The following is a 6,520-nucleotide window of genomic DNA, read 5'->3' as shown; positions in this document are numbered from 1 at the left end:
GCAACGGTATTGATCTTGAAATAGTGGTCAAAGGACTATCTTTTTTCATTGACAGCCCGGAGGCTCATATGTGTTATATGACATCACTCACCGGCTAGCTTGCGGCCAAAGACTTCTGAAAGCCAAATTGCGATAACAGTATAAACTACCAGCGGTAAGAGCAGCATAAAAGAAGAAAAAAGAATTAGTGCGTAGTAAAAGTCCGCATATGCTTGAAGGAGAGATGAGTTTATTAAGCATGTTTCTGAGGTCATGCTGCCTTCATTCCATCCTTGGCAGTTCATCATTCCGACTACTGGAAATATAAAAAATAAAGAGTAGAAAGGAAGCCTACTTAGAAGCCAATTAAATCCTTTTTTGATCAAGTAAACCTCCTGTCATATAACACCCACATAAGGGGCAGTAACGCGTGGGCTAAAATCCGAGCGAAGCGACAGAGCCCACGTGTTACTGTCCCAGCGAAGCGCCTTAATGTGATTGTTAGGCTTGTTGTTTATAACTACCTAAAATCTTTTCTCGGTGGAATATTATTAGTCCGCCTAAGCTAGCGATACCTATTACCAACATAACTTTAATTCTTTGTTCAAAGAGTGCTTTTTTAACGTTGTCATTCGTTTCTAAAAAGGCGTAGGCTTCTTCTTTAGAATCGAAGAGCTTTTCATCCTTATCAGTAGGGTGGTCAGTCTCCATAACTTTATCTATAAATTGACCATATACGAATTGACCAGATAGCTTTGCCATTCCGGCAGTCAGATTACCGCTAGTCTTATTAAAAATCTCATATATCTGGTCCAAGTTTTCATCAATAGAAAATGTAGACGCCTCGTGTGCCAGTTTATTTCTTAGCTTTCTCAGCAAATGAAGACAATTAACTACATCAGCAGGCAATAAACGGCATACGTAAGCTATGTCTAATTTAGAAGATAAACTTCCAAAAACATTTTTCCCATCAAATATTTCTTTTATTCGTTTATTACTTGTATCTTCAGGAACAAGCGATCTAAACATTTTGTTTAACTCTTCATCCAGCAATGAGACACCGAGTAAGACACACCCTCTGTCAGCCTCTTCAATTAAGAGCGAATAAGTACGATCAAAGAAATCTTGTGAATCTGGGTGTTCTAAAAGTGATGCCATCGTCAAATTCTCTTAGAGCCTAACGGCCCGCATAACGGGCAAAAATACGTAGGCTACAATACCAAGCGAAGCGCAGGGAGCCTACGTGTTTTTGTCCCTAGCGAGCGCAGTGAGTGTTAATGCGTTTGTTAGGTGAAAAAGCTAACACAACCTAGACTTGGATTAACAATGAATTTCTACATTTTTTACAACGAAGCTCTACGTGCATAAAAAGCTTGGTGAAAATACCAAAGAAGGAAGCGACAATACCAACAATAAACACATACAAGAATGAAGGCGAGAAAAACACGAAGGCCAAAAAAGTAATGGCATAAAGCATTAGTGCAAGCGAAAGAAGCGAGTTCCGAATACTTCTTGAAAAGACATATTCCGCCTCGTTGTAACAAAGCAAACAGCAAGCGATATCTTTTTTCTTCAATCCAAAGGTAAACATTCCGGTTTCACCTAACAATTTAATGTACAGAAAAAATCCTTTATGCAAGGTGGAAACTATCCGTATATCACTTATGAGCGTTTTAAAATTATTATCCTAAAACAATACTTTGAACAAAAAATAAACGCTTTTAAGCATAAAAGCCGGAAAACATCCTTTTTATTTTCTTCATTTGTAAAAAGCTACGTTGCTGGCCATAAAAACAACGTTTATCTACACGTTATAAATAGGCATCTGGATGAATTTTATTAACCTTCCATTCACCGTCTTCTTTAATCAAGTCGAGGCTTCGCAAGTCTTCAATTTTATCGTCGTTGTATGTTCCACTTAAAAATACGGTGATTGTCGATTTTTCTGCGAATTCGTTGCGGCCAACTCGGCCTGCACTCTGTGGAGTGATGGTGACGGTGTCATATTTAAGGTTTAAGAGGTGGCGCTGAACGTTACTGTTAGTGTGGTATCTCGTTAAGATACGAGACAGTTTTTCGCTTGATAGGCGAATTGCTGTATCAAGGTTGTCATCTTCATAAACACTTTTGAGAAACGCTACGGTGGTGTACTCAGGGGTACTTTCATCAAGCATACCGTACCGCCCGATGCCTTCTTCCTTTTTACCGCAAGCGGATAAAATCAACACTGTAAAAAGCCCGAATAGGGCGTACCACATACGCGTTTTCATTTGGATTACCTTAATGTAAAGAGGTCCGTTTCTTATTGATAGTTTTATATCTCAACGAAGTCAATGTGCTCGCCGCTTCGCTAATCTATGCTTTGATTATTCACAATATTGTGCACAAAAGCAAAGTAATAGAGCGGAAAAGTCAGGTGTTTGTGTTCATAAAACTTCAGGAGAAATAGAAGAGAGTAGGCATAAAAAAACGAGGCACTAGGCCTCGTTTTTAAATAATTGAAACATTTTGGCGGTTATTGAACTTCTTCTTGTTCGTCGAACGCACCAGCAAACAGAGGGCTACTTAGGTAACGTTCTGTGCCGCTTGCTAGAAGTACTACAACCACTTTGTCTTTGTTTTCTGGGCGTTCAGCAAAACGCTTAGCAGCAACAACGGCTGCACCAGAAGAAATACCTGCAAGAATACCTTCGTCGGTCATTAGCTTGCGCGCCATGTCCATACATTCTTCGTTGGTAACTTGCTCAACTTCGTCAATTAGGTCTAGGTCTAGGTTACCTGGAATGAAACCTGCGCCAATACCTTGAATTTTGTGTGGACCAGGGGTTAATTCTTCGCCCGCAAGCGCTTGGGTAATTACTGGAGAGTCTGTTGGCTCAACAGCAATAGAAGTAATTGCTTTACCTTTCGTATTTTTAAGGTAGCGACTTACACCCGTGATTGTACCACCCGTACCTACACCAGCTACGAATGCATCTACTTTACCGTCTGTATCTTCCCAAATTTCAGGGCCAGTGGTTTTTTCGTGAATAGCTGGGTTAGCCGGGTTGTCGAACTGTTGAAGCAATACGTATTTGTCTGGATCTGATGCCACAATTTCTTGTGCAGCGGCAACGGCACCTTTCATGCCCTTAGGCGCTTCAGTAAGAACAAGGTTTGCGCCCAAAGCTTTTAGAAGTTTGCGACGCTCAAGGCTCATGCTGCTAGGCATGGTTAACGTTAGCTTATAACCGCGAGACGCTGCAACAAACGCCAAAGCGATACCTGTGTTACCACTGGTCGGTTCTACAATTTCTTTACCTTCGGTAAGGACACCGCGCTTTTCAGCATCCCAAATCATGTTTGCGCCAATGCGGCACTTAACGCTGAAGCTTGGGTTACGCGATTCAATTTTTGCGTATACATTACCTGATGTTACGCGATTTAGCTTAACTAGTGGCGTGCGGCCAATAGATAGGGAATTGTCGTCAAATACGTTCATTATAAATCCTTACCTCGTTCCTTATTTTATAGGAAACCCCGTCTGTCGTGATCTGTACGACCTTTTTAATAGTTAATAATTCAACGCGTGTGATAGTTAATAATTCACAGCCTGAATTAGGGGATTTCGTCATACCCCTATATCATTGGTCCCAATCAGTAAAATGCAAAGTGCTTTTTAGCTATATGTTATATCTATGGGCAATCATGAGAAGGCCTTGATATTATAGTTAAAATTGCAAAGACGAAAAATTATACGGAGTACAACAATAATGGCTTTTAGTGGCACGTCTAATTATATCGCAACCAAAGACTTACAGCTGGCGGTTAACGCAGCTATTACGCTAGAGCGTCCGCTTTTAATTAAAGGCGAGCCGGGCACAGGTAAAACCATGCTTGCTGAAGAATTGGCCGAGAGTTTAGGCACCGAACTAATTCAGTGGCACATTAAATCAACCACTAAAGCACAGCAAGGTTTGTACGAATACGACGCAGTATCGCGTCTTCGCGACTCTCAACTTGGTGATGATCGCGTTCACGATATCAGCAACTACATCGTAAAAGGTAAATTATGGGAAGCCTTTAGCGCAGAAAAGCGCCCGGTACTATTAATTGATGAAATTGATAAAGCTGACATTGAGTTTCCCAACGACTTGCTGCTAGAGCTCGATAAGATGGAATTCTTCGTTTACGAAACACAAGAACGTGTAGTCGCGAAGCAGCGTCCTATTGTTATTATTACATCGAACAACGAAAAAGAGCTGCCAGATGCTTTCTTGCGCCGTTGTTTCTTCCACTACATTCAGTTCCCGAACCCAGATGAAATGCAAGAAATCGTTAACGTGCATTTCCCTGATCTAAAGAAAAAGTTGCTTGATGAAGCATTGAAAGCTTTCTTTGAAATTCGCGATGTACCAGGGCTTAAGAAAAAGCCTTCTACCTCTGAACTTATCGACTGGTTGAAGCTTTTAGTTGCTGAAGATATCCCACCAGAAGCGCTTCACTCAAAAGACGGAAAAGCTACTATTCCTCCACTTTACGGGGCACTACTTAAAAACGAACAAGACATACATTTGTTTGAAAAACTGGTCTTTATGGCGCGTCGCTAATGCTTATTCAGTTTTTTTATACACTGCGAAAATATCAGGTTAAAACCACGCTGCGCGAGTTGCTGGATTTGCTTAGTGCGCTTGAAAAGCACGTGGTGTATGCCGATATCGAAGCGTTCTACAGTTTGTCGCGTACCATAATGGTGAAGGACGAAACGCAGTACGATAAGTTCGACAGGGCGTTTGCTGAATATTTTGAAGGTGTCGAATCTGTCGATCTATTCGGTAAAGATATCCCTGAAGAATGGCTGCGTAAGGAAATCGAAAAAAATTTAAGCCCTGAAGAGCGTGAGGCGCTGCGTAAAGCCGGTGGCCTTGAAGAACTGATGGAAACGTTGAAAAAGCGCTTAGAAGAACAAGAAAAGCGTCACCAAGGTGGAAATAAATGGGTGGGCACCGGCGGAACATCCCCGTTTGGCGCTTATGGCGACAATCCAGAAGGTGTGCGAATAGGGCAAAAGGGAAACAGAAAGTTTTCGGCAGTAAAAGTATGGGATAAACGCGAGTTTAAAAACCTAAGCTCTGATGTAGAACTGGGTACGCGTAACATAAAAGTGGCCCTTAGGAAGCTACGCAAGTTTGCTCGCACAGGCGCAAGTGAGCAGCTAGATGTGCCAACAACCATAGGTGAGACAGCTAAAAAAGGCGGTTTACTCGATATCCACATGTCACCAGAACGTCACAATGCGGTAAAAGTGTTGATGTTTTTTGATGTGGGCGGCTCTATGGACCCACACGTAAAAAGTACTCAAGAGCTTTTCTCTGCGGTGCAAAGCGAGTTTAAATACTTAGAGTACTTTTATTTCCACAACTGCGTGTATGAGGAGGTGTGGAAAGATAACCTTCGTCGCAATAAAGAACGCATTCCTATTTGGGATATCATTCATCGCTACGGAAAAGACTACAAGGTTATTTTCGTAGGTGACGCTACCATGGGGCCGTATGAAATAACGTATCCAGGTGGCAGTGTAGAGCATTGGAATGAAGAGCCGGGCAGTGTGTGGATGCAGCGCTTATTGAACCACTTTAACAACGCTGTGTGGCTTAATCCGCAAGCTGAGAATTACTGGCCGTATTATTCGTCTATCAAAATTATTCGTGAAATTATGGAAGACAGAATGTATGGGCTTACGCTTGAAGGGTTAACGGCTGCTATTAAAGGGCTTAGCAGAAGCCGCTAAGCCCTTTGACGTGTCACGTTTTATTTCTTTGATATAACGGATATTGAATTGAAGTCGGAAAATTATGCCGTAGCACTTGTGGTGTTGGCGGGCGGAAAGAGCGCTCGCTACAAGGGTAATAAGCTTTTATCGGAACACCCAATTTCTGCGCTTTCTCTTATACAACACAGTGTGGGGGAGGTAGTTAGTGCGCGCAATGACTTAGCGTTAACCAGTGAATTACCCATTACTGTTGTTACGGGTAAATGGCATGATTCCGTAAATACGCAGCTAAAACACTCTCCATGTAAGGTTTCTGAACTACCCATCAGTATCGTTCACAACGCTAATTGGGATGAAGGCCTTGCATCAAGTATTCGCACTGGACTCACGCATCTTTTAAGCCTTTCATCACTGTCGAAATCAGTATCCCCGACAGCAAAGGGCTTGTGTACAAGACCTACTCACGTGCTATTCACGTTGGCCGATTTGCCGAGTCTTAATGCACAAGACTTCGTTCGCCTTATCAACTCTTCTTATGCGAACCCTAATCACATAGTATGCAGTGAATGGCAAAAGCAGGGAGAGAACAATAGTCGATTAACCGTGCCTGCTATCTTTCCTGAAGCGGTATTTAGTGAACTGCTAGCGCTAAGTGGCGATATGGGGGCTAAGCCGGTTATTAGGAAGTATGCGAAATTAGGTAGGGTAACGGCTGTGTCTATACCTAACGCACAATTTGATATAGACACGCCACAAGACTGGGACAAACTAAAAAGCAGGGGGTAACTG

The 6,520-nt window shown here is 42.2% G+C and carries 6 protein-coding genes; 3 read left to right on the top strand and 3 right to left on the bottom strand.

Annotated features, from left to right (window positions below):
• Positions 1-480: 480 nt before the first annotated feature.
• The 3 genes from AC0J2X_RS09280 to cysK form a co-directional block, all read right to left on the bottom strand.
• Positions 481-1,137 (bottom strand): hypothetical protein, encoded by a 657-nt coding sequence (locus AC0J2X_RS09280; protein ID WP_472995964.1) that lies wholly within the window; start codon positions 1,135-1,137, stop codon positions 481-483.
• 653 nt (positions 1,138-1,790) lie between these two features.
• The gene (locus tag AC0J2X_RS09275; RefSeq protein ID WP_014949692.1) at positions 1,791-2,249 is read right to left on the bottom strand and encodes a nuclear transport factor 2 family protein; all 459 of its coding nucleotides are present in this window, start codon (positions 2,247-2,249) and stop codon (positions 1,791-1,793) included.
• Positions 2,250-2,494: 245 nt separating this feature from the next.
• Positions 2,495-3,460: a cysteine synthase A gene (cysK, locus tag AC0J2X_RS09270; protein WP_014949690.1), complete on the bottom strand. Its 966-nt coding sequence runs from the start codon at positions 3,458-3,460 to the stop codon at positions 2,495-2,497.
• A gap of 271 nt (positions 3,461-3,731) precedes the next feature.
• On the opposite strand from cysK, the gene AC0J2X_RS09265 reads away from it, so the two are divergent.
• The 3 genes from AC0J2X_RS09265 to AC0J2X_RS09255 are packed head-to-tail and all read left to right on the top strand — an operon-like array spanning position 3,732 to position 6,517.
• Positions 3,732-4,568 carry an AAA family ATPase gene (locus tag AC0J2X_RS09265; RefSeq protein ID WP_472995963.1) on the top strand — a complete coding sequence of 279 codons (837 nt, stop codon included), beginning with the start codon at positions 3,732-3,734 and terminating at the stop codon, positions 4,566-4,568.
• Positions 4,568-5,749 (top strand): vWA domain-containing protein, encoded by a 1,182-nt coding sequence (locus tag AC0J2X_RS09260; RefSeq protein WP_014976698.1) that lies wholly within the window; start codon positions 4,568-4,570, stop codon positions 5,747-5,749. Before AC0J2X_RS09265 ends, AC0J2X_RS09260 begins: the two co-directional genes overlap by 1 nt.
• 48 nt (positions 5,750-5,797) lie before the next feature.
• Entirely contained in the window at positions 5,798-6,517 is a 720-nt protein-coding gene (locus AC0J2X_RS09255) for a nucleotidyltransferase family protein (protein WP_472995962.1), read from the top strand.
• Positions 6,518-6,520 lie beyond the last annotated feature (3 nt).

Source organism: Alteromonas sp. R7, assembly GCF_055755235.1.
Note: the sequence above shows the minus strand (reverse complement) of the source record. Positions and strands in the feature narration are given on the sequence as shown.

Excerpts from the sequence above, each read along its gene's own strand:
- AC0J2X_RS09280 (WP_472995964.1), bottom strand. The coding sequence starts at position 1,137 with ATGGCATCACTTTTAGAACACCCAGATTCACAAGATTTCTTTGATCGT.
- AC0J2X_RS09275 (WP_014949692.1), bottom strand. The coding sequence starts at position 2,249 with ATGAAAACGCGTATGTGGTACGCCCTATTCGGGCTTTTTACAGTGTTG.
- cysK (WP_014949690.1), bottom strand. The coding sequence starts at position 3,460 with ATGAACGTATTTGACGACAATTCCCTATCTATTGGCCGCACGCCACTA.
- AC0J2X_RS09265 (WP_472995963.1), top strand. The coding sequence starts at position 3,732 with ATGGCTTTTAGTGGCACGTCTAATTATATCGCAACCAAAGACTTACAG.
- AC0J2X_RS09260 (WP_014976698.1), top strand. The coding sequence starts at position 4,568 with ATGCTTATTCAGTTTTTTTATACACTGCGAAAATATCAGGTTAAAACC.